The organism is Corynebacterium sp. HMSC076C10, assembly GCF_001812455.1.
Classification (GTDB): Bacteria; Actinomycetota; Actinomycetes; order Mycobacteriales; family Mycobacteriaceae; genus Corynebacterium; species Corynebacterium jeikeium_D.
The window spans coordinates 87,243-108,186 of the sequence record NZ_KV809100.1 but is presented as its reverse complement, the minus strand read 5'-3'; the positions used below and the strand labels follow the sequence as shown (position 1 = coordinate 108,186).

Genomic DNA, 20,944 nt, shown 5'->3' with positions numbered 1-20,944 from the left:
TTCGCGGGGTAGGGGTGGGAAAAACGGTTAAAACACCCGTTCGAAAAAGAAAGCTTGGTAATCTCGCTTTCATAAAAGCAGAGTGCAGATAACGGGGAGTAAAACCATGATTATCCGACACGCAACGCGGGAGGACGCCGCAGCAATCGCGGAGATCTACAACGAAGCCGTAATCAACACCGTCGCCATCTGGAACGATGACACGGTCAGTGCGGAGAATCGCATCGCATGGATGGAGGCGCACTGGAAGAAGGGTTACCCGGTTTTCGTCGCCACGCTTGACGACGAAGTCGCTGGGTATGCCACCTTTAGCGATTTTCGTGACTTCGACGGGTTTCAGTACACGGTGGAAAACTCCATCTACGTGCATCCGAACTTTCAAGGCCGGGGAATTGGTGGCGCACTGTTAAGCGCGACCATCGATGCTGCTCGCGAGGCGGGAAAGCATGTCTTGGTTGCGGCGATTGAAGGCAGTAACGAGGGATCGATAGCGCTGCACAAAAAGTATGGCTTTCAGCATGTTGGGCTACTGCCGCAGGTGGGGACAAAGAACGGGCGATGGTTGGACATGCTGTTGATGCAGGTCATGCTGACAGGCGGGCAGCTACCCGCTCGGCCGCGCGCTTAGCGAAGGGGCCAACACCCATGATCGTGGCGGCACCGGGGCCAACCCAGTCGCCGTAGCCGACGAACTCGATGAGGTCAGAGTCGATGCTGCGGAAAGGGCCGAGCGCTGGGCGGAAACCGGTGCACCAGATGAGGTGGTCCGCGTGGACGTCGTCAAGCGAAGAAAACATGGGCGTCCAGGTGAGTGCGCCGGAGTCGCGGGCTTTGCGGACGGGCGGTAGGACGACGATGTCGCCGATGCTGTCGGTGGCGTCCTGCCGGTAGCGTTTGAACAGGACGCGGCCGTCGACGTCGTCGGGCATCCAGCGTGGTTCGTGGCGGGTGAACCAGGTGGTGTCGATGTTGGAAAGTACCAGTTCAGAGGCTATTTGGGCGCCGGAGTTCGCCGCGCCGACAACGGCAACGCAAGAGCTTTCGAATGGCTCGGGACCTGGGTAGTTGGCCGAATGCCACTGTTTCGCGGTGGTCGTGCCGGGGTAATACGGGACGAAGGGCCGGTTGCCGGTGGCGGCGATGAGCTGGCGGGATTCGAAGTCGCCGGCATCGCTGGTGAGGTGGAAGGTGCCGTCGTGGGAGACGTGCGTGACGGCGACCGGGCGCTGAACGCGCAGTTCGTAGCGCTTTTCGTAGGAGCTGAGGTAGTCAATCACGTGGGAAGCGGGCGGGAAACCGTCATAATTGGGCATCTGGATGCCCGGAAGGTTGGAAAAGTCCGGGGTGGAAAAGAGCGTCAGTGAGGGCCAGACATTGCGCCAGGAGCCGCCGGGAGCGGGCTGATTGTCCAGAATGAGCGGATCAATGCCGCGTTTGTGCAAGTAATAGGCGGTAGCGAGGGCAGCTTGGCCGCCACCGACGATGATGACATCCTCAAGCATGTTTCCAGCATAACGACGAGTGCCGCACCTCGAGCTGTACTACCGTGGAGCACCATGAGCTCGCTGTTTGATCTTTCGGACAAGCCCATCGACGAACTACCCGGTTACCAGCGTACATTCGCGCCGGGCCGACTCACGGTAGGGCTGAGTCTGCCCATCGAGCAGGACGCCGAAGCCGAGCCCAAGGACGCGCTGAGCAACCAGATTCGGCTGATTCAGAAAGTCGAACGCGCAGGCATCGCGGCGGTGTGGGCACGCGACATCCCGCTGCGCGTGGAAACATTCGGCGACGTCGGCCAGGTCTACGACCCCTGGATGTACCTCAGTTACATCGCCGCACACACCACCGACATCGCGCTCGGCACCGGTGCAGTCGTCGTGCCCTTCCAGCATCCGCTGGTGATGGCCAAGCGCGCTGCCACGCTGGACAGGCTTTCCGACGGTCGTTTCCTCTTCGGCGTTGCCACTGGGGACCGACCCGAGGAGTTTCCCGCCTTTAACCAGGACAAAGGCAAGCGGGGTGAGCGTTTCCGCGAGCATATCGAGGTCTATGAAAAGGCCCTCAGTACTAGCTACCGGCCCATCCGCTGGTCCGAGGGCAAGATGGGCGGATCCGATGTGGTGCCCAAGCCACTGGCACGCCGAGTTCCGCTGTTGGCCACTGGCTCCTGTCAGCAGAGCCTGGAGTGGAAGGCCGCGCATACCGACGGGTGGTTCATGTACCACAAGGGCCTGGAGATGCAGAAGAAAAACATCGCCAACTGGCAGGAGGCTGTGGCTCAGGAGTGCGGTGAGGACGTGTTCAAACCATTCCTGGAATCACTGTGGATTGACCTGCATGAAGATCCCGACGCCCCCGCGCAGGGCGGCCACTTCGGGTACCGCCTTGGTCGCAACAAGCTCATTGAACTGCTGCAATCCCAGCGACAGCTCGGCATCAATCACGTCAGCATCAACTTCCGCACCTCGAAGCGAGATGCGGAAGAACAGATTGATGAGCTGATCGAGTATGTGCTGCCGGCGCTCGATGAGCTCCCTACACAGACTCCGTAGCGCCCTGCCACTGATTAATCCCGCGGTCGACAGCCCACTTGTCGATTTCCGCGAGTTCTTCATCGCTAAACGGTGCAGCGTCCAGGGCGCCGAGGCTGTTCTTCAGCTGCTTCACCGAGGATGCACCGATCAGGGCTGAGGTCACTTCGTCACGGCGGAGCACCCACGAGATGGCCATCTGTGCCAGGGACTGGCCTCGTCGTGAAGCAATGGCGTTGAGCTCGCGGATGGCGGTGAGCGTGTCGTCGTTGAGGAACCCCGAGTTCATCTTGTGCGCCCCGAGACGCGAGGACTCCGGCACGCCATCCAAGTAGCGGTCGGTGAGAAGCCCCTGCGCAAGCGCGGAAAAGGCGATGACGCCCATGCCTTCGTCGGCGCAGGTTGCCAGCAGCTCGTCCTCGATCCAGCGGTTGAACATGGAGTAGCTCGGCTGGTGAATGGTCAGCGGTGTGCCCAGCTCACGGGCAATTTTCTGCGCGCGGCGAGTGAGCTCGGGGGAGTAGGAGCTAACGCCGACGTAGAGCGCGCGACCCGACCGGACGAGGAAATCGAGGGCGGCGACGGTTTCCTCGATAGGCGTATCCGGGTCGGGGCGGTGGTGGTAGAAAATGTCCACATAATCCAGGCCCATGCGCTTCAGCGAGGCATCGCAGCTGGCCACGAGGTACTTCCGCGAGCCGCCGAAGCCGTAGGGGCCATCCTGCATGTACCAACCGGCCTTGGAGGAAATGATCATTTCATCGCGGTAGGGAGCGAAATCCTTGGCCATGATGCGACCGAAATTCGCCTCCGCAGAGCCCTGCGGTGGGCCGTAATTGTTGGCGAGGTCGAAGTGCGTGACGCCGTGGTCGAACGCGGTGCGCAGGATTTCACGCTGCGTCTCGAGCGGTCGGTCATCACCAAAGTTATGCCAAAGTCCCAGTGTAATGGCTGGAAGCTTCAGCCCTGTACTGCCGGAGCGGTTGTACGGCATCGTCTCATAGCGGTTTTCATCGGCGCGGTACACGTCTGGGTAAGCCATGTCTACGAGGGTACGCGTGCTTAACGACGGGTAGTTGCGCACAAGGTGGCCGACAACGAGGCGCGTGGCCGAATGGCTACCCCTGGAAGTAATAAAAGTGAGCTTGCTGGGGAACAACTGGGGCAGTTCGTCCGACTAATAAGGCATGACTTCAATAGCCACAGGCGATGCCGCTGGAACGCCAGCCGCAAACCCCGTCGCACAGACTCAGAAAAATGGTGGACCACGAGCATTACTGCACCGAATCCATGTCGTTGCAGGCATCCTCGTTGCGCCACTACTCGTTATTGCAGCTATCACAGGCGTGGCGTATGCCCTCGCCCCGAGCATAGAAAAGGTGGTTTACCACGAAGAACTAACTGCAACATCAAGCCTTCCCGCACAACCACTGGAAAAGCAGGTTGAGGTCGCGCAGCGTGTGCACCCTGACCTGCCGGTGACCGCAGTGCAGGTCCCGGAAAAGCCGGGGCAGACAACGCGAGTCATGTTCAATGACGAGCAGCTGAAGTCGGAGTCCTACCGACATGCGGTGTTCGTTGACCCAGGCGACTTGAGCATCAAGGGTGACCTGGTGCAATACGGTTCCTCGGCGGCGCTGCCACTGCGGGCGTGGATCTCGGAAGGGCACCGCAGGCTCTGGATTGATAGCAACTTTGGTCGCCTCTACTCCGAGACGGCAGCATCCTGGATGGGCGCACTGGCTATTGGTGGCCTCTGGCTCTGGTGGGACCGTTCGCGTCGCAAGCGGACACAGGGAACAAGTAAGAGGGCGCATCATATGCGTCGTCACGCGAATGTTGGCGTGGCGGTTAGCGTTGGACTTCTGTTCCTGACTGTCACCGGCCTGACGTGGTCGTGGGTGGCTGGAACGGGCATCGCAAAGCTGCGCGAGACGATGGACTGGTACGCACCGAAACCAGCCATGACTGCGACTGCACCAGCGAATTATGACTGGTCAGAGGCAGATAGTGTTATGAACCTCGCACGTGCCGAGGGGCTGGCCGGGAAAGTCGAACTGACTCCACCGGAAGCTGGCACGGTGTGGATGGCCAAGGAAGCCCGCGAGGAGTGGCGGATGGGTATTGAGACCGTCACCGTTGACGGGTCGACCGGAACGATGGTTGATCGGATTCACTTTGCGGACTGGCCGCTGCCGGCGAAGCTGACCGAATGGCTGATCAACGCGCACATGGGCATCCTGTTCGGGTGGGTGAATCAGCTGATCCTGGCGCTGATTGGTGTCGCTCTGTTGGCGATGATTGTGCGCGGTTACGCCATGTGGTTTGGGCGCGGTCGAGGTGGCCGTCCTGGCAGGCTCCCGGCGCCGACGCGTTGGCGGGACATTCGCCCGGGAGTTGCAGCGGCCGTTGTGGCGCTGCTGATTGCCTACTCGGTGGTTGCACCACTGTTCGGTGTGACTCTCGTTGGCTTCGTGATCGTTGATTGGGTCTGGCGGAAGCTGCGGAGAGGTTAGTGTAGGTTCTGTCGCCTTCGGGTTCCCTGTACCTAACGGCGTGGTAAGACCCATGAAAAACACTCAGGAGGGTAAACGCATGACAAGGTATTGGGATCACAGTGGCAGTATCTACAAAGACGACGGCCAGGAAGACTGGTGCGTTTACAATCCGTCTTTGCGTGATTGGGAGCGCACCCCGCGCGCTAAGGAAGCCTACGACAAGGCAGGCCAAGACTCGTTCGACCCCATCACCGAGCAGCAGGCACTCGCTGAGATCGCAGAGCAGCAGGAACGCTACAACAAAAAGATTGAGAACAAAGTCAAGGAACTGCGCGCGAGAATGAAATCGGTCGGCGCGCAGGTTAGGCAGGCTGACGAACAGCCGTATCCAACTTTTACTGAGCAGTCCGCCGCATACCGTGAGGGCGCGCAGGCCTACAACGAGGGCAAATCTTGGCGCGATAACCCGCATGCCCCCGACTCAGGTCTAGCCGCCCCGTGGTGCATGGGTTTCAATACCCGCAAGCAGCAGGTAGCGGAGATCAGGGCACAGCGAGCCGCCGCTGCGAAAGAGGAAAACTAGGCCCTGGCCGCAAAAACGCTCAACCAAAGCTCTAAATTCCTCACAAATTCCCGGTTCCAGCCCCGCTCAATCTGTTACACTTAGCAAAACGAAACTCAGGAGCTTGGTGTGCAGTACTTTTTCACGGTTCATGGCCGCAGAGATATTAACGCGTATGACTCTGATGAGGAAATGCACGCTGCCTTTGAACGGGTTGGACGCTTCAATCAGAAGCTTCAGGACGAAGGCCACTGGGTTATGTCCGGCGGGCTGGTACCGCCGGAGGATGCCATGACGGTGCTGCCGGATGGTTCACATAGCGATCTGCCGTACTACAACGCGATGACGTTCCCGTCAGCTTTTTGGATCGTCCAAGTCGCAGACGAGCAAGAGGCCATCAACCTAGCCCACGAAGCCGCGGAGGCGTGTGCGCAGGCCGTTGAAATGCGCGCCGTCGCCGATTAACTCACCGCAGCCCGTGCACCCGGCGCATGATGGTCAACATCGCTTGCGTCGGGATTCGCCGCATGAAGGGCACTGCAACGCTTGCCGACGACCCCCGCGCCACCAGAGCCAAAGGTCGCTCGGCAGCCACCTCGCGCATAACCACCTCAGCAATCTCCGAAGCGGGAATGCCATCTTCCTCATTGGCATTCAACTTCGTCAGCATGCGGTGGACATCAGCAGCGTAAACGGAGCCCTCATCGCCATACGTCGTCCGACGTGTAGAAATCCCCGTGTTGATGGCACCCGGCTCGACAACCGTCACCCCAATACCGAACTGCGCGACTTCACCGCGCAACGAAAGCCCAAAGCCGCGGATAGCGGCCTTCGTCGCCACATAGGAAGAACGGTAGGACAGCGGCAACCCGCCGAGCATCGAGCCAACCAGCACGATTCGGCCACGACCGGCCTCGCGCATGCCAGGCAGCAGCTGCTGTAACAGCTCCACCTGCCCCAGAACACTGACTTGGAAGAGACGCTCAAGCGCCTCGCGGGGTAGCTCCTCGAAAGCGCCCGACTGGCTCTCACCGGCGTTGGCGACGACGACGTCGTAAGGCCCGTGGGCGACCACAGCGGCGATGTCGTCGGCGCTGGACATGTCGAGCGCCACCATCTGCACGCCCTCGGGGTGCGGCGCCTCCGCGCCCCTGCGGGACGTACCAACGACCTCGAAACCGGCCTCGACCAGTGCCTCCGCGCATGCCCAGCCGATGCCGGAGGAAGCGCCGGTCACTAACGCACGGCCGCCACCTACACTCGGCAGTTTCGGTCCGCGGGTGATATTTGCAAAAGCACCGGTCAGGCCACCAATCATCGAGCCTGCACCGCCTCAATGGTCATGCCGCCCGCGCGGAGACGGCGGGATAGGGCGTCGCCAAGCGCGACAGTGGGAGTGAGCACGCCGGTAGCGTCTGGCAGATCGTCGTGGACGAGCGCAAGGGCGGCGCTGGAAATCATGATCGCGGTGCCTGCGTACCCCGGGTCTTCCTCGAGCGACACCTTGGAACGCCAGTGAATACCGGAAGTATCGACGGTGTAGGCCTCGATGGTGAAGCGTCCCTCGGCCTGTTCTTCAGCGCTTGGGCCCTCGCCCGGCTTCGGCAGCTTCTTATCAATGAGCTTGGCCGTCGGCCCGAACGCCATCGCCGCCAGCGCCAACCTGCAGACAGCCGCGAAAATATTTGCGCGCACGAAAGCCTTCGGACCACGGCCGACATTGAGTAGCTCGCGGTAGCGGAAGGAATCACCGTAATCCGCCAGCATCGCTGAGCGCTGAACAATGCGGGTGTTGAAAGGCGACATGAAGAAGGGTGCTCGCCAATGGCGACGGAAGCGCGCCGGGCGCAGGTCGACGCCGAACTTACCCTGGTCGGGGCCCGGCTCAGCCAGGGCGTACTGATCGGCGATGATGCGACGCAGCTTGGGGTCCTTCTTGGCCTGTGCAAGCTGGACGCGGACCGAATCGATAGTGCCGCCGGAGACCCCGCCCTTGACGTGCTTGAACAACAGGGTTGTCTCACCGAGCTTGGTGTGGGCCGCCTCGTGGAGCTCGCGGACAGCGACGTCGGAAGGAATCGAGTCGAAGCCGCAAGAGTGGACAATCTTCGCTCCGGTCTGCTGTGCCACCTCGTGGTTATTCGCGATGGAGTCGTGGACGAACAGCACCTCGCCACACAGGTCGACGTAGTGAGTACCGGCCTTGGCACACTCGGCCACCAGGGTGCGACCGTACTTCGCATACGGCCCCACAACGGTCAGCACCACCTTTGTACTGGCTGCAAGCTGAGCCACCGCTTGCTGGTCGGCGGCATCCGCAACAATGACCGGCCAGTCCGATACACCTGCGTTCTCCGCGACGTCGGCAAGCTTCTGGGCGTTCCTGCCTGCCAGCGCCACCTTCGTCTGACCGGCGTGTTTAGCCAGATAGTCCACAATCAAGCGGCCCACGAAACCCGTGGCACCGTAGACGACGATGTCGTACTCGCGGTCGTGGTTGCGACTCTGTGGCTGTGCGGAAGAAGTAGTCATGCCTACGAAACTAATAAAACGAAAGCGATACCGCGGGCGAATTAAAAAGGTTTTCTGAATCCGTGTATTCAGCGAGGGGTTTGGAGGGAGGGCTAACGTAGGACAAGTGACTAGCGCTAACGAAAACCCCGAACAGATCGAAGGACTACGGCCAGAAGATCCCGGATTCCGTCGCGCGCTTATTGCTGTGCTTTTCGCTGGCTTGGCATCGTTCCAAGCGCTCTACGCAACGCAGGCGCTACTGCCCACGCTTTCCGACGAGCTATCGGTCGACCCCGCCACCGCCGCGCTGACGGTATCCGCCACCACCGGTGGCTTGGCCTGTGCGATTATCCCGGTGTCCATTTTGTCGGAGCGCTTTGGGCGCAGGCGCGTCATCGTCATCAGCGCATTTGTGGCAACGCTACTGGGGCTCGTGGTGTCAATCGCGCCGGGCATCGGTTCGATGATTGCGCTGCGCCTGTTGCAGGGCATTGTCATTGCCGGTGTGCCCGCAGTGGCTATGGCGTATGTCAGTGAGGAAGTCCACGCCGACCACGTCAGTCGCGTGATGGGGCTGTATATCTCGGGCACGACGGTCGGTGGCCTGCTCGGCCGTATCATTCCGTCCATTGTGCTGGAGTTCGCCTCCTGGCGGGTGGCGATTGCGGTCTCGGCGACGGTGGCGTTCATCTTCGCCATTCTGACCTGGTACTTCCTGCCGCAACAGCGCAGGTTTAAGCCGAAGAAACTGTCGTTTGCAGGGGAGGGGCAGGCCATTGCGCGACACTTGCGCGACCCGCGCATCCTGGCGCTGTGCGCCCTGGCGTTCCTGTTTATGGGAGCGTTTGTCTCCCTGTACAACTACCTGGGCTTCCGGCTGGGCGATAAGTTCGGGCTCTCCCCGGCACTGGCAGGGTTCGTATTTATTCTCTACCTGTCGGGCACGTGGTCGTCGGCACGCGCGGGTGTGTGGGCGAAGACGGTGAGCCGCCGTCGCCTCATCGCCATTGCGACTCTGGCGGCGTGCATGGGCCTGGGGCTGGCGCTGCTGCCGTGGCTGCCCGCGCTGATCGTGGGCGTGCTCGTGTTCACGGCATCGTTCTTCGTGGCCCACTCGCTGTCCTCGTCCGGTGTGGGGCTGGTGGCGCAGCGCGACCGCGCCGAGGCATCATCGATGTATCTGTTCAGCTACTACGCGGGCTCGTCCATTGTCGGTTGGGTATCCGGCATGGTGTTCAGCCGCTTTGAGTGGGCAGGGCTGATTCCGTGGCTGGTGGCGCTGTCCTTCATCGCGGGCGCGTGTGCCGTAGCGGGGTTGAAGCCGCGGCGCTAAGGGTAACGCGGTAGGGGGAAAATCGCCAGCAAGGTACATTTAGACACCAAGAAACGAACCCTTAATGTAAAAAACGGTGATTTTTTACATTAAGGGTTCGTTTTTAGGGCACTATATGTAGAAAGCATCATGTAAAAAGCATTGGAAACAGAAGGGGGAGACTCGCCGTGAAGCACTATCCGCTTAAGAGGATCTTCCACATGTCTGCACACGATGCGGAACAGGCAGTGGAGAGCGAGTACCAGTCACGCAAAGACTCCCCGTCGACGATTCAGTGGCACTTTCCGCTGGGGCAGTGGCCACTCTTTTGCTGCATTACAAGCGATCTCGCAGCCAGGGTTGAAAAGATTCTGTCTCTAGAGCTGCAGATTTCACAGTTGTGGAATCGTCTGCCGGGTGCCGCGCGGACTCACTATCTCTTCAATCTGCTCCTGGCCGAGGTGGTAGCCACCAATGAGATTGAGGGGATTCACTCCACACGGCGAGAAGTCGCCGAGGCGTTGGACAACACTTCGGGAACCCAGCACAAGCGCTTTCATGAGTTCAGTCAGCTCTATTTCCGGCTGGCAAACGATGAGCGGATTGAGTTTCCGACAACGCTCACAGGGATCCGGCAGCAGTACGATCAACTTCTCGGCGATGAAATTGCCAGCGAGGATGAGTTAGACGGTGAACTCTTTAGAGCATCAACGGTCACGATTACCGATGGGCAACGACAGATTCATCGCGGTGTTGAAAGTGAAGCTGCCATTCACCAACTTCTCAATGAGTTCCTGGAAACGGTGAATTCCTCAGAGGACAATCGGCTTATTCGAATCCTGGCAAGCCATTTCATGTTCGAGTTCGTTCACCCGTTTTATGACGGCAATGGTCGGATGGGGCGTTTTCTGCTGTCAGTGGCTTTGCGGGAGACACTCTCACCTGCCACAGCGCTGACTATTTCTCGCCAACTCGCTGAGGATAAAGCGAAGTATTACAAGGCTTTTACCACTACGGAAGACCCAATGAACCGGGGCGAAGTCACGTTCTTCGTCGAGGTGATGGCTGATGTCATTCTGAATGCTCAGCAGTATTTGCTGGAAGAGCTGCAGATGAAGTCCCACCAGTGCGAGAAGCTTGAACAGCGGGTAGCTGAGCTAACCAACTCGCCCGAGCAGGCACTGTCCGTGTCACTGACAGACAACGAAATCGGGACGCTGTTTGTCCTGGCACAGGTTCGGTTGTTCGGACCTGATTATGGAATCAAGCTCGAACACGTCGCCGACACCATCGGCAAGGAGAAGCGGACAGCGCGAAAGTATCTCGCCGAGTTAGAGGCTCAAGGACTGGCAACGCCGACGAGCCGTCGCCCGCTGCGATTCCAGCTGGCGCCGGCTGGCGTAGACCTTCTAGGCCTTGAACCCACCGAACACTAATCTGCTTCCGGAACCTACTTCTGGCCCACAATCAGCTCAGTGCCTTCGGCTGAAAGCGATGCCTGGCCAGCGGGCTTACGCGACGGGCCAGAAACAACCTCACCAGTAGCAATGTCAAAGTGAGAGTTGTGGTTCGGGCAAATCATCACACCATTGCTGACCTCGGTGATACGGCCATTCTGGTGCGGGCACGAGCTGGAGAAAGCGGCGAACTTGCCTTCCTCCGGCTGCGTGACGACGTAATTGCCGATCACCACACCGCCGCCAACCGGAATGTCGGCAGCGTCAACCTTCTCCACCGCAGACTTTGGTGCACAAGCGGCTACGAGTGCGCCAGCGGCAGTGGCGGCAGTTCCCAGGAGGAAACGACGACGGGAGCACGGGGAGACATCAGAACTCATGGCATTGAGATTACCTCTATTTCGCGACCTTTATTTCTGATAGGAGCGCTCACCGAAGATGGCGCGTCCCACACGCACGGTGGTCGCCCCCTCGGCGATGGCTTCGCGGTAGTCGCCGGACATACCCATTGACAGTTCGTTGAGGCTGACACCCTCCGGCAAATCCCCGAGCAGACTGTCCCGCAGCTCCCGCAGCTCCGCGAAGGTCTCGCGCACATTCGGATCATTCTGGGCCGCGATGGTCATAAACCCGCGCAGACGCAGGTTCGGGTATTCGCCATCGGGGCCAAACATGCGGACAAACTCCGCCGCGTGGCTCGGCGCCAGACCCGACTTCTGCGGCTCGCGGGAGGCATTGACCTGAATCAAGACATCGAGCGTGCGCTCGGAATCGGCCAAGCGACGCTGCAGTGCTCCGGCCACCTTCGGGCGGTCCAGAGCCTGAAACTCATCAGCACAACTGACCAAGTGGCCGGCCTTATTCGTCTGCAGTGGACCAATGATGGCCATATGTGGTGCCTTGTCGCCGAAGGCCTCCCGGAATGCCTCCGCCTTGGCCACCGCTTCCTGGACGCGGTTTTCCGCCAGGCCAGCGCAGCCGGCTGCTGCGAGCTCCGGCCAGGATTCCACCAGGGCGTCGACAGGCACAGTCTTGCTGACGGGCAGCAGGCGGACCTCGGAGGGCTGGCGCCCAGCTCGTCGGCAAGCGTCGTCGATCTCGGAGCGAACCTTGCGATAGTTTTCCACGAACATACCTCCCACTCTAAGGCCTGAGTAGGAAGAACTGTGCGGTAGTGTCGAATCATGCTCATGGACAGACTCTCGACGCTTTCCGTCATGCAGAGACGGATCTTGGCAATTGTATTTGGGCTGGTGTCGCTGGTCGTTGTCATCGATCTCATCTATCTTGCGGCAACTGCCTACATGATGGACCTCGAGGTCTTCCAAGACGCCGGCTGGGCACTACGACGAGACCAGGATCTCTACTCACCAGAGTTTCCCACCAGATCGGGTTTCCGCTTCATCTACCCACCGTTTGCGGCGCTGCTGTTTTACCCGCTGACCTGGGCGGGGCCGGTGACCCTGCAGATCATCTGGACGTTCGCCACGCTGGCGGCGGTGTGGGCGATGCTGTGGATGGTCTTCACTCGTCTCGGCTCTGAGCGTCCGAAGCTGATGGCTACCTGCGTGCTCGGTGTTGTGATGCTGCTCGACCCGCTGCGCGCCAACGTGCTCTTCGGGCAGATCAACGTCTTCCTCGCGCTGCTGGTGGTCTCCGATGTGCTGGGCTTTTTGCCCAAGAAACTGCGTGGACTGGGCGTGGGTATCGCGGCGGGAATTAAGATCACCCCCGCGGCATATGCGCTGGTGTTCCTCATGCGCCGTGACTTTGCGGCCGTGGCCAAGAGCTTCTGCTGGTTCCTGGTGACCGTCGCTATTGGTTTCGCCGTGCGCTTTAAGGAGTCCATCTACTTCTGGACCGATGAGTTCTTCGCCGGCAACCGCGGTGGCGCCCCGACCTATGAGGCCAACCAGGCGTTCAGTGGTCTGCTCGCCCGCGCCGGGGTGGAGGGTACCGCGCTCGATATTGGCATCTACGGTTTCTTCCTCATCGGTGCCATCGCTGCTGCTTTCGTGGCGTGGATCTACCACCGCAACGGCTATGATGTCGCAGCCCTTGGTTTCGTTGCGCTGGCGGTCAGCTTCGCCGGGCCATACGCGGTCAGCCACCACTGGTCGATCGTCATGGTCTTCGTGCCGCTGGTGCTCTTCGTCCGCGAGATTGGGCACATTATTGTCGGTGTCCTGTTCATGATCGCCCACTGGTGGGCACCGTACAAGGTGTTCGTGGGCAATGACTTCGGCCACGCTGCCAATGTGGGGCAGTGGTTCTACGGCAACATGCAGGGAATCATGGGGGGCGTGCTCTTCTTCACCTGCCTGGGCTACGCAATCTACCTCTGGCGCAAGCCCAGTCGCGTGCGGGCACAGGCAGCTGCTTAACGACGGGCTTGCTTAACGACGGCGCTTCGTTCTCGCAGTAGCCTGCTCCTCCCACGGGTTCTCCGGCCACGGGTGCTTGGGGTAACGGCCCCGCATCTCGGAGCGAACCTGTGCGTAGGCGCCATTCCAGAAACTTTCCAAGTCTCCAGTGACCGCGAGTGGTCGCTGAGCCGGTGACAGCAAATGCATTGTCACCGGCTTTTCCAATACCTGCGGGGTCTCCGCCAGGCCGAAGCACTCCTGCAACTTCACGGCGAGCACAATCTTTGCCTCAGGGTTCGTGGGGTCCTCCGGGTACTCCAGGCGAATCTTCGAACCGGAGGGGACCTCTAGGCGTTCGGGCACCAGCCGGTCGAAGTCCGAAGCCTCCGGCCAGGGCAGCAGGCGGCGGAGGTGCTCGGCATCTAGCTTGGGTGGGGTCGGGCGGTCCAGCTCGCCAGCAAAGAGGAGCTCGGCCTGGGCCGCGAGCCCTGCGGGGGAGACATCCGGCCATGGGGCACCGCGATGAGTGTGGAGAAAGGCCATGCGGCGGCGGAGTTGTTCGGTGTCGCGGTCGAGGTTGGGGGAGGCGTCGGTAAGCGTGCCGGCAAGCCAGGCGGAGTTGGCGGCGATGCACTGCTCGGGCGTCGGGGAGACCTGGCGGGATGACAGTTCGATGGCGCCGAGCAGGTCGCGCTCGCGGGCACGAACGCGGCCCTGTTCGACGCGCGCGGTGGTTTCCGTGTGGGCGAGGTGGCCGGCGGCGAGCATGGCGATTTCCAGGTCAATCGCCTCGCCGTCGCGAATCAGCGCGCGCCCATGGGAGAGCCGCGAGATGTCGGCGGCCGCGATCCATTCGTGGCCGTGCAGATCGGAACTGCGGGCTAGCTCTGCTGCGGTGCCGCCGGTGAAGAGGTATTCGTCGGAGTTCGCACTGCGGCGTCGCCCGATGAAATCCGGCCACGCCAAGGCCGTGACCAGCGCGGGGATGTCCGAGGGCAGTAGGTTGGCGGGGGCCTCAGTATCCAGCTCAATGCGGCGCACCTGCTTGGCCAAGCCGCGGGCATCGGTGAGTTTCTCCACCGCGCGTGCGACCGCGCCCGCGTGCTCCGGCATCATGGCCGTAGCCGTCAGCAGCGCGTGTCCCATGCGCGGATGCACCGGCAGGGTAGCCAGAGTACGGCCGAGTTCCATGATGTCACCGTCCTCATCAACAGCGCCCAGACCAGTGAGAATGCGGCTTGCGACCTCCGCGTGGTGGGGTGGTGGGGCGTCGAGAAGCTTCAGTCCCTGCATCCCAGGCGTGCCCCACGCGGCGGCGTCGAGGAGTGCTTGGGTCAGGTCGGCGACCTCGATTTCCGGCGCGGGCCAGGCGGGAAAGGACGCGAATTCCGACTGGGAGACGCAGCGCACCACGATGCCTGGGCCTTCACGTCCCGCTCGGCCTGCGCGCTGGTTCGCCGAGGACTGTGCACACGAGCTGGTGACCAGGCCGGAGAAGCCACGCGCAATGTCGAGTCGCGGTCCGCGCGCGAGGCAGGCGTCGACAACGGCGCGCACGCCCGGCACAGTCACGGATGATTCCGCAATCGCGGTGGACACAATTACGCGTCTACCATCCGCTTGCCGACGGAACACGCGGTCCTGCTCCTCGGAGCTCTGCTGGCCGTGCAGCGTCAGCACCGCCATCTCCGAGGAGTCCGCGATATAACCGGCGCAGCGTTCCACCTCGCGGATGCCGGGGAGGAAAACCAGCACATCACCGGCGGCTTCTTCCGCGAGTGTGCTGGCCTGTGCAGCAACGTGCTGCAGGAAGTCGTCGGTCACACCGCGTGCATCCAGCCGCTGCGGAAAGGGCGCGTAGCGGATGTCCAGCGGGAAGATCTCTGCCTCCGCCGCCACAATGGGGGCCGGGGTGGAGCCGCCGAGCAAGGCCGCGAACTTCGGTGCGTCCACCGTTGCCGACATAGCGACAAGGCGCAGGTCATCGCGGATATCCCGCAGGTCGCGCACCATCGCCAACACCAGGTCGGTGTCCAAGCCGCGCTCGTGCACCTCATCGATGAGCACCGCGCTGGCATCCACGTCGCCGTCGCGCAGCAGTCGGCGCAGCAGCACACCGGGAGTGACAAACTCAACGCGGGTGGTGCGGGAAACTTTTGCGTCGCCACGCACCGAGTAGCCAACTTCCTCACCGAGCTTCGTGCCCGACAACTGCGCCAACCGCCGCGCCGCCGAGCGCACCGCCACGCGCCGGGGAGCCGTGACCACAATGCGGCCACCCAGGGTGTTGGCCACCGCCGGTGGAACCAACGTGGTTTTGCCGGTGCCCGGTGGGGCCTGGACTACTACGTCGTGGTCGCGCACGGCGTCGGCAAGCGAGGCGAGCTGCGACGCGAACGGCAGGCCTGCAGAAATGTTCTGCAAATTGAACTGGAAATCGGTGCTCATAGAACTGGTAGTAACTCCGGAAAGGCGGGTAAAGTGCCCGCATATGCAGGACTTATCTCGTTTTGGTTGGCTTTCAGTGGGGGCGGCGGTCGTCACCATCGCGCTGAAGTTTTGGGGCTACACTCTAACCGGATCGGTGGGCCTGCTTTCCGACGCGACGGAGTCGATTGTCAATCTGGTTGCGGCAGTTGTCGCAATTATCGTGCTCAAGGTTATCGCGCGGCCCGCGGACCGCGATCATGAGTTCGGCCATTCCAAGGCAGAGTACTTCTCGGCCGGGCTGGAAGGTGCCATGATCTTCGTGGCGGCGGCGGCCATTATTTATGTCTCCATCGAGCGGTTGGTGAACCCGCAGCCGATTGAGCAGATTGGCCTGGGCCTCGTCGTGACCGTAATTGCCTCGGTGATCAATGGTGCGGTGGCGCTGGTTCTGCTTAAGGCCGGGCGCCACCACAACTCCCTGGCGCTGACCGCCGACGGTAAGCATCTGATGACCGACGTGTGGACCTCCGCCGGCGTTCTGGCGGGTGTGGCTCTGGTGTGGGCTACCGGCCTGTGGTGGCTCGACCCGATTATCGCGCTGGCCGTGGCCGTAAACATCCTGGTCACCGGCTACAAGCTGCTGCGCGATTCCGGTAACGGCCTGATGGACAAGGCCATGGAGGGCGACGACCGCGTGGCGGTGGATGAGATTTTGGCCTCGCACCGTGACCGGAGTCGTGGCATCGACGTCCACGAAATCCGCACTCGCGAGTCGGGGCATCAGAAGTTCATTGAGTTTCATGTGCTGGTGCCGGGCGCGTGGAGCGTGGAGCGCGGTCACGATGTGCTTACCGCGATGGAAGATGAGCTGCGGGAGCGTTTCCCAGGTGTGCATATCTCCTCGCATCTGGAGCCAATTGAGGACGAACGCGCCTATGGGGATGTGCAGTTGTAGCGCGTGTGAGGCAAATTCCACGAAAGCGCTGAAAGTGATGAGCCTTACACTTTAAGATTGTGTATACAAAATCATGCACTGTTTAAGTCCACTCGAAGGAACTGCATAAATGACCTCCGAAGCCTCAACCACTTCCACTGGGGATAGCCGTTTTTCCGCGAAGAGTCCGAAGTTGCCGGAGCCGTGCCCTCGGCAGGACATCATTATTCCGGCTAATGACCGCGTCCTGCTGCGCGGAACCATGTTCCGCCCGAAGGAGAACCCAGAGAACATTCCCAACGGCATCATCACCGTTCACTCCGGTACCGGTGTGCCGCAGGGTTTCTACCACCGTTTCGCTGAGACCGTGGCAGAAAAGGGCTACGGCGTTATCACCTATGACTACCGCGGAATTGGCCAGTCCGCTCTGAAGACTGACCAGAACAATGAAGACATCCGGATGTCGGACTGGATCACCAAGGATATTCCGGGTGTGATTGAGTGGGCCAAGGAGACCTACCCGGACGTGCCGCACTTCGCTGTCGGCCACGCGGTTGGCGGTCACGGCATCGTCTACGCCGGCTCCGAGGGCACCTATGACGCAGCGGCGTTGGTCAACTGCCGCGGTATGCGTATTTCCAAGGTGCCGTCCGTGGCGGGAAAGGTCCGCGCATTCTTCATCTTCAATATTCTCGGCCCGATCAGCGGTTTCATCACTGGCCACATTCCGGCGTCGGCGTGGCGTCTAGCTGTTGAGCCGCCGAATGGTGTCATGCGTCAGTGGGCTCGTTGGGCTCGCAAGGAAGGCTACTTCTTCGACGACTCCGAGTTCGACTTCGCTAACCGCTTCTCCAAGGCTCCGCAGCCGTTCCTGTCCATCCGCGTTCCGGATGATTACTGGACTGAGGAGTCCTCGGCAGACCTGATCACCAATGTGATGAGCTCTGCTGAAAAGATTGAAAAGCGCCAGGCTCAGCCGGCTGGCGGCAAGGGCGTGGGCTACGGTGGTTACTTCCGCTCCGGTCACGAGAAGGAGTGGGACGAGCTGTTGGCCTGGTTCCAGGCCAACAAGGGCTAAGTAGGAGGTTTTATGGCGATTTCCCAGGTAGAAACGCCTTTCGGCGTGCTTGGAATCGCCACCTCCGCTCGCGGGGTCGTCGAAGTCAATCTCTTAGGCCCCGTGCTTGACGACGACCCCAGCGCCGCCGACCCCGAAGCGCAAGCGGTGGCGGAACAGGCAGCGCAGCAGTTCCGCGAGTACTTTGCCGGGCAGCGCCGCGAGTTTGCGCTGCCGCTGGACTGCGACATATTCACCCAGGATTCTTTCCGCGCCCGTGCGCTGACCGCACTGCGCGACGTGCCGTATGGCCAGGTTGTGACCTACGGTGAGCTCGCTGAAATGGCCGGATCACCCCGTGCCGCCAGAGCTGCTGGCTCGGCCTGTGCCACCAATCCGCTGGGCATTCTGATTCCCTGTCACCGCGTGGTGCCCGCCAGTGGGGGAGCGGGGTCTTTCGGATCCTATGCCGGCGGCCGCGAAATGAAGCGCTGGCTGCTCGAACTCGAAGGTTGGCAAACAGTTATTCTTTAATGCATGACTTCGCATTCTCCGCGCGACCAGTTCGCCACCGAATTTGAGAACATCATCCGCAACCGCCGTGCCACGCGCGTCTACGCTGACGAACCGCTTGACGACGCTGACGTGCGCCGCCTCCTGGAGCTATCTCTGGAAGCTCCCAGCGCCTTTAACATTCAGTCTCGGGCTATCGTGCGCATCGAGGACCCTGAGGTGCGCCAGCAGGTAGTGGAAGCTGCCGGTGGTCAGAAGCAGGTTGCCAATGCGCCGCTGCTGCTCGCCTTCATTGGTGAGCCGACCGGCTGGAAGCGCGGTATTCCACGCCTGGTTGAGGCCAACAAGGCGACTGGCCTGTGGGACGAAGTTGCCGCTGCCGAGCGGGAAGCCTCGATGACCTCCTTCCATAAGGTCCGCGAGGAAAAGGGTCTCTCCCGCGAGTTCGCAATCCGCGACGCCATGATTGCCGCTTCTTTCGCTATGGTCACTGCCAGCGCCTTTGGTTGGGCTAGCTCCCCGATGACGGGCTTTAGTGAGCAGAAGGTCAAGGAAGCTATCGGTGCCGGTGACACCGATGTGGCGGTAGCGCTGTTGCTGGCCATCGGTGTCCCGGGTGAGTTCCCGGCTCACCCGGGCCGTTTCGAGTTCGAGCAGCGCGCCTACACCGACCGCTACGAGGCGTAGCAGCCCTAGCCCTACAGCGCGAGCGCTACCTCAACGGCCTGGCGGATGGCACGCTTTGCGTCCAGCTCAGCGGCCACGTCCGCGCCGCCGATGATGGTGACATTGGAGTTATCGCCGGTGACGCTCTCGCGATCCTTGCCGCCCAGGCAGTCCAGATTGGATATCTGACCAGTACAGACAATCACGTTGTCAACCGCGATGACCTGTTGCTTTTCATCGATGGTGATGTGCAGGCCCTCGTCATCGATACGGTTGTAGGTGACGCCGGTGTACTGCTTGACACCGGCCTTCTTGATCTCCGCACGGTGAACCCAACCAGTGGTCTTGCCCAGGCCCTTACCGATGCGGGAGGTCTTGCGCTGCAGCAGGTGCACCTCGCGCTCGACCTCAAACTCCTCAGCCGCGCCAGAGACCGTGCCCGGCTTGGTCAGACCCGCGCGGAACTCCGCAGGGTCACCGACGCCCCAGGCGTCCTTCCAGGCCTCGATGGTCTGGTTCGGCTTGCGCGTGAGGTACTCACACACGTCCACACCGATACCACCAGCACCGATGACGGCCACCTTGTTACCGGCCTGCTTCGCACCCGAGAGCAGTTCGTCGTAACGAATGACCTTCTCGTGGTCGATACCGTCAATGCCCGGGATACGCGGGGTAACACCCGTGGCCACAATCACGTGGTCGAACTTGGCCTTGAGCTCGTCGACGTCGGCACGCGTGTTTAGGTGAACCGGAACTTCGAGTACCTCCAGACGGCGGGAGAAGTACTTCAGCGTCTCGCCGTAGTCCTCCTTGCCCGGAATCTTTGCGGCGAGGTTGAACTGGCCACCAATCTGGTCGGCGGCCTCGAAAATCTCTGGGTGGTGACCGCGCTGAGCTGCGGCTTCCGCGAAAGCGAGTCCAGCCACACCAGCGCCGATGACGGCGATGCGCTTGGCCTTGTCCTTCGCAACCGGCACGGATACCAACTCGGTTTCGTAAGCAGCCTTCGGGTTGACCAAACAGGTGGAGCGCTTGGCCGCGAAGGTGTGGTCCAAGCAGGCCTGGTTACAGGCGATACAGGTGTTAATCTGGTCAGCTCGACCATCGCCCGCCTTGATGGCGAAGTCCGGGTCAGCCAGCAGTGGGCGGGCCATGGAAATCAAGTCCGCATTGCCGTCAGCGAGGATCTTCTCCGCAACCTCGGGGCGGTTGATTCGGTTGGAGGCTGCCACCGGGACGTCGACAAGCGAACGGAGACGACCCGTCAGATCCGTGAATGCGGCGCGCGGCACGGACGTGACGATGGTGGGGACGCGTGCTTCGTGCCAGCCGATACCGGTGTTGAAGACATCGACGCCAGCCTCGACCAGACGCTGCGCGAGTTCAGTGGTCTCGGACCAGGTCTGGCCGTCTTCCACCAGGTCAAGCAGCGAAATGCGGTACTGCAGTAGGAAGTCCTCGCCCACCTCGGCGCGAATGCGGCGGACAATTTCGATGGGCAGGCGCATGCGAGCCTCGGCGCTGCCACCCCAGTTGTCCGAGCGGTGGTTGGTGCGCTCGGCCAGGAACTGGTTGAGCAGGTAACCCTCGGAACCCATAACCTCGATGCCGTCGTAACCGGCGCGCTTTGCGAGCTTCGCGGCGCGGACGTAGGCGCCAATGGTGCGCGAGACATCAAAGCCGGTGAGGCGATGAGCCTTAAACGGGCTAATCGGCGACTGACCGGTATTGGCGGAGCGAGCCAGCGGGCTGTAGCTGTAACGACCGGCGTGCAGCACCTGCAGCACGATGTGGCTGCCGTGGGAGTGCACGAGGTCAGTAACGCGGCGGTGATTGTCCGCCATGCGCTTCGACGCCATCATCGAACCGGCCGGAGTCAGCCAACCTTCGATGTTGGGAGCATAACCGCCGGTGACGATGAGCCCCACGCCACCTTCGGCGCGTCGACCCAGGTAGGCAGCCAGCTTGGGGATATCACGGGTGCGATCTTCCAGGCCGGAGTGCATTGAGCCCATGATGATGCGATTGCGCAGAGTTAGAGGACCGACGTCGAGAGGGGAGAGAAGATGTGGGAAGTGAGGCTGGTCAGACATGCAACCAG

20 protein-coding genes are annotated in these 20,944 nt (G+C 61.3%); 12 read left to right on the top strand and 8 right to left on the bottom strand.

Annotated features, from left to right (window positions below):
* Positions 1-106: 106 nt before the first annotated feature.
* A complete protein-coding gene (locus HMPREF2857_RS03595) occupies positions 107-628 on the top strand; it encodes a GNAT family N-acetyltransferase (RefSeq protein WP_070642793.1) in 522 nt (173 codons plus the stop codon).
* Here HMPREF2857_RS03595 and HMPREF2857_RS03590 read toward each other — a convergent pair.
* A complete protein-coding gene (locus HMPREF2857_RS03590) occupies positions 585-1,502 on the bottom strand; it encodes an FAD-dependent oxidoreductase (protein ID WP_070642776.1) in 918 nt (305 codons plus the stop codon). The two genes, HMPREF2857_RS03595 and HMPREF2857_RS03590, sit on opposite strands and share 44 nt — an antisense overlap.
* A gap of 54 nt (positions 1,503-1,556) precedes the next feature.
* Between HMPREF2857_RS03590 and HMPREF2857_RS03585 the strand changes: the two genes are divergently transcribed.
* On the top strand, positions 1,557-2,555 hold the full coding sequence (locus HMPREF2857_RS03585; protein WP_070602192.1) for an LLM class oxidoreductase: 999 nt from the start codon (positions 1,557-1,559) through the stop codon (positions 2,553-2,555).
* On the opposite strand, the gene HMPREF2857_RS03580 is transcribed toward HMPREF2857_RS03585, so the two are convergent.
* Positions 2,539-3,576: an aldo/keto reductase gene (locus tag HMPREF2857_RS03580; RefSeq protein WP_070642774.1), complete on the bottom strand. Its 1,038-nt coding sequence runs from the start codon at positions 3,574-3,576 to the stop codon at positions 2,539-2,541. The genes HMPREF2857_RS03585 and HMPREF2857_RS03580 overlap by 17 nt on opposite strands.
* A 145-nt stretch (positions 3,577-3,721) precedes the next feature.
* On the opposite strand from HMPREF2857_RS03580, the gene HMPREF2857_RS03575 reads away from it, so the two are divergent.
* From HMPREF2857_RS03575 to HMPREF2857_RS03565, 3 genes are all read left to right on the top strand, one after another.
* Positions 3,722-5,050 carry a PepSY-associated TM helix domain-containing protein gene (locus HMPREF2857_RS03575; RefSeq protein WP_070642772.1) on the top strand — a complete coding sequence of 443 codons (1,329 nt, stop codon included), beginning with the start codon at positions 3,722-3,724 and terminating at the stop codon, positions 5,048-5,050.
* A gap of 79 nt (positions 5,051-5,129) precedes the next feature.
* Positions 5,130-5,615, top strand: coding sequence for a hypothetical protein (locus tag HMPREF2857_RS03570; protein ID WP_070642791.1), 486 nt, complete (start codon positions 5,130-5,132; stop codon positions 5,613-5,615).
* 108 nt (positions 5,616-5,723) lie between these two features.
* A complete protein-coding gene (locus tag HMPREF2857_RS03565; protein WP_070642771.1) occupies positions 5,724-6,059 on the top strand; it encodes a YciI family protein in 336 nt (111 codons plus the stop codon).
* Between the two features lies 1 nt (position 6,060).
* On the opposite strand, the gene HMPREF2857_RS03560 is transcribed toward HMPREF2857_RS03565, so the two are convergent.
* Positions 6,061-6,912 carry an SDR family NAD(P)-dependent oxidoreductase gene (locus HMPREF2857_RS03560; RefSeq protein WP_070642769.1) on the bottom strand — a complete coding sequence of 284 codons (852 nt, stop codon included), beginning with the start codon at positions 6,910-6,912 and terminating at the stop codon, positions 6,061-6,063.
* A complete protein-coding gene (locus tag HMPREF2857_RS03555) occupies positions 6,909-8,126 on the bottom strand; it encodes a saccharopine dehydrogenase family protein (RefSeq protein WP_070642768.1) in 1,218 nt (405 codons plus the stop codon). The genes HMPREF2857_RS03560 and HMPREF2857_RS03555 overlap by 4 nt, the downstream gene beginning before the upstream one ends.
* A gap of 106 nt (positions 8,127-8,232) precedes the next feature.
* Between HMPREF2857_RS03555 and HMPREF2857_RS03550 the strand changes: the two genes are divergently transcribed.
* Positions 8,233-9,441, top strand: coding sequence for an MFS transporter (locus tag HMPREF2857_RS03550; protein WP_049193393.1), 1,209 nt, complete (start codon positions 8,233-8,235; stop codon positions 9,439-9,441).
* Between the two features lie 200 nt (positions 9,442-9,641).
* Entirely contained in the window at positions 9,642-10,856 is a 1,215-nt protein-coding gene (locus HMPREF2857_RS03545) for a Fic family protein (RefSeq protein ID WP_070642790.1), read from the top strand.
* Positions 10,857-10,870: 14 nt separating this feature from the next.
* On the opposite strand, the gene HMPREF2857_RS03540 is transcribed toward HMPREF2857_RS03545, so the two are convergent.
* Positions 10,871-11,257 carry a Rieske (2Fe-2S) protein gene (locus tag HMPREF2857_RS03540; protein WP_049172555.1) on the bottom strand — a complete coding sequence of 129 codons (387 nt, stop codon included), beginning with the start codon at positions 11,255-11,257 and terminating at the stop codon, positions 10,871-10,873.
* A 30-nt stretch (positions 11,258-11,287) separates the two neighbouring features.
* Positions 11,288-12,010: a YggS family pyridoxal phosphate-dependent enzyme gene (locus tag HMPREF2857_RS03535; protein WP_070642767.1), complete on the bottom strand. Its 723-nt coding sequence runs from the start codon at positions 12,008-12,010 to the stop codon at positions 11,288-11,290.
* An 84-nt stretch (positions 12,011-12,094) separates the two neighbouring features.
* Here HMPREF2857_RS03535 and HMPREF2857_RS03530 point away from each other — a divergent pair, with 84 nt between their 5' ends.
* Positions 12,095-13,261 (top strand): glycosyltransferase 87 family protein, encoded by a 1,167-nt coding sequence (locus HMPREF2857_RS03530; protein WP_242458688.1) that lies wholly within the window; start codon positions 12,095-12,097, stop codon positions 13,259-13,261.
* A gap of 12 nt (positions 13,262-13,273) precedes the next feature.
* Here HMPREF2857_RS03530 and HMPREF2857_RS03525 read toward each other — a convergent pair whose 3' ends face one another.
* Entirely contained in the window at positions 13,274-15,691 is a 2,418-nt protein-coding gene (locus HMPREF2857_RS03525; RefSeq protein ID WP_070642763.1) for an ATP-dependent RNA helicase, read from the bottom strand.
* A gap of 43 nt (positions 15,692-15,734) precedes the next feature.
* Here HMPREF2857_RS03525 and HMPREF2857_RS03520 point away from each other — a divergent pair, with 43 nt between their 5' ends.
* The 4 genes from HMPREF2857_RS03520 (at position 15,735) to HMPREF2857_RS03505 (ending at position 18,864) form a co-directional block, all read left to right on the top strand.
* Complete coding sequence (locus tag HMPREF2857_RS03520) at positions 15,735-16,628, top strand: cation diffusion facilitator family transporter (protein ID WP_070642760.1); 894 nt, start codon at positions 15,735-15,737, stop codon at positions 16,626-16,628.
* Positions 16,629-16,737: 109 nt separating this feature from the next.
* Entirely contained in the window at positions 16,738-17,685 is a 948-nt protein-coding gene (locus HMPREF2857_RS03515) for an alpha/beta hydrolase family protein (RefSeq protein WP_049189819.1), read from the top strand.
* A 12-nt stretch (positions 17,686-17,697) separates the two neighbouring features.
* Complete coding sequence (locus HMPREF2857_RS03510) at positions 17,698-18,198, top strand: methylated-DNA--[protein]-cysteine S-methyltransferase (RefSeq protein WP_049172545.1); 501 nt, start codon at positions 17,698-17,700, stop codon at positions 18,196-18,198.
* Positions 18,199-18,201: 3 nt separating this feature from the next.
* The gene (locus tag HMPREF2857_RS03505) at positions 18,202-18,864 is read left to right on the top strand and encodes a nitroreductase family protein (RefSeq protein ID WP_049172542.1); all 663 of its coding nucleotides are present in this window, start codon (positions 18,202-18,204) and stop codon (positions 18,862-18,864) included.
* Positions 18,865-18,875: 11 nt separating this feature from the next.
* On the opposite strand, the gene HMPREF2857_RS03500 is transcribed toward HMPREF2857_RS03505, so the two are convergent.
* Entirely contained in the window at positions 18,876-20,936 is a 2,061-nt protein-coding gene (locus HMPREF2857_RS03500) for an oxidoreductase (protein ID WP_070607218.1), read from the bottom strand.
* Between the last annotated feature and the right edge of the window lie 8 nt (positions 20,937-20,944).

Excerpts from the sequence above, each read along its gene's own strand:
- HMPREF2857_RS03585 (WP_070602192.1), top strand. The coding sequence starts at position 1,557 with ATGAGCTCGCTGTTTGATCTTTCGGACAAGCCCATCGACGAACTACCC.
- HMPREF2857_RS03520 (WP_070642760.1), top strand. The coding sequence starts at position 15,735 with ATGCAGGACTTATCTCGTTTTGGTTGGCTTTCAGTGGGGGCGGCGGTC.
- HMPREF2857_RS03590 (WP_070642776.1), bottom strand. The coding sequence starts at position 1,502 with ATGCTTGAGGATGTCATCATCGTCGGTGGCGGCCAAGCTGCCCTCGCT.
- HMPREF2857_RS03525 (WP_070642763.1), bottom strand. The coding sequence starts at position 15,691 with ATGAGCACCGATTTCCAGTTCAATTTGCAGAACATTTCTGCAGGCCTG.
- HMPREF2857_RS03580 (WP_070642774.1), bottom strand. The coding sequence starts at position 3,576 with ATGGCTTACCCAGACGTGTACCGCGCCGATGAAAACCGCTATGAGACG.
- HMPREF2857_RS03560 (WP_070642769.1), bottom strand. The coding sequence starts at position 6,912 with ATGATTGGTGGCCTGACCGGTGCTTTTGCAAATATCACCCGCGGACCG.
- HMPREF2857_RS03555 (WP_070642768.1), bottom strand. The coding sequence starts at position 8,126 with ATGACTACTTCTTCCGCACAGCCACAGAGTCGCAACCACGACCGCGAG.
- HMPREF2857_RS03575 (WP_070642772.1), top strand. The coding sequence starts at position 3,722 with ATGACTTCAATAGCCACAGGCGATGCCGCTGGAACGCCAGCCGCAAAC.
- HMPREF2857_RS03595 (WP_070642793.1), top strand. The coding sequence starts at position 107 with ATGATTATCCGACACGCAACGCGGGAGGACGCCGCAGCAATCGCGGAG.
- HMPREF2857_RS03545 (WP_070642790.1), top strand. The coding sequence starts at position 9,642 with ATGTCTGCACACGATGCGGAACAGGCAGTGGAGAGCGAGTACCAGTCA.
- HMPREF2857_RS03505 (WP_049172542.1), top strand. The coding sequence starts at position 18,202 with ATGACTTCGCATTCTCCGCGCGACCAGTTCGCCACCGAATTTGAGAAC.
- HMPREF2857_RS03535 (WP_070642767.1), bottom strand. The coding sequence starts at position 12,010 with ATGTTCGTGGAAAACTATCGCAAGGTTCGCTCCGAGATCGACGACGCT.
- HMPREF2857_RS03570 (WP_070642791.1), top strand. The coding sequence starts at position 5,130 with ATGACAAGGTATTGGGATCACAGTGGCAGTATCTACAAAGACGACGGC.
- HMPREF2857_RS03500 (WP_070607218.1), bottom strand. The coding sequence starts at position 20,936 with ATGTCTGACCAGCCTCACTTCCCACATCTTCTCTCCCCTCTCGACGTC.
- HMPREF2857_RS03515 (WP_049189819.1), top strand. The coding sequence starts at position 16,738 with ATGACCTCCGAAGCCTCAACCACTTCCACTGGGGATAGCCGTTTTTCC.
- HMPREF2857_RS03510 (WP_049172545.1), top strand. The coding sequence starts at position 17,698 with ATGGCGATTTCCCAGGTAGAAACGCCTTTCGGCGTGCTTGGAATCGCC.
- HMPREF2857_RS03540 (WP_049172555.1), bottom strand. The coding sequence starts at position 11,257 with ATGAGTTCTGATGTCTCCCCGTGCTCCCGTCGTCGTTTCCTCCTGGGA.
- HMPREF2857_RS03530 (WP_242458688.1), top strand. The coding sequence starts at position 12,095 with ATGCAGAGACGGATCTTGGCAATTGTATTTGGGCTGGTGTCGCTGGTC.